Origin of the sequence: Halomonas sp. ND22Bw, assembly GCF_003011945.1 — a bacterium.
Taxonomy (GTDB): domain Bacteria; phylum Pseudomonadota; class Gammaproteobacteria; order Pseudomonadales; family Halomonadaceae; genus Halomonas; species Halomonas halophila.
This window is the reverse complement of the sequence record NZ_PXWD01001307.1, coordinates 1-255: the sequence shown is the minus strand read 5'-3', so window position 1 is coordinate 255 and position 255 is coordinate 1. Positions and strand designations below refer to the sequence as shown.

The window sequence follows — 255 nt, the reverse complement described above, 5'->3', positions numbered from 1 at the left end:
TTGCTGGGTCGACTGACGTCCCGCAGTCCGGATTGGTTGGGTCAGGCAAGCTCGATCCAGACCGGCGCGTGGTCGCTCGCGCCCTCGGCACCGCGCACCGCGCGATCGACGCCGGCGTCGGTCAGGCGTTCGGCCGCGAGCCGGTTGAGCAGCACATGGTCGCTCCGCAGCCCGGCGTCGCGGTCCCCGGCCTCGCGGAAATAGGACCCGCAGGTCCCCGGCGGCGGATCGTGCGGGACGCACTCGCGCCGGGCG

1 pseudogene is annotated in these 255 nt (G+C 74.1%); it reads right to left on the bottom strand.

The annotated features are described in order from the left end of the window. Window positions 1–41: 41 nt before the first annotated feature. A pseudogene (locus CVH10_RS22405) lies at window positions 42–255 on the bottom strand (exodeoxyribonuclease III); the annotation flags it as partial.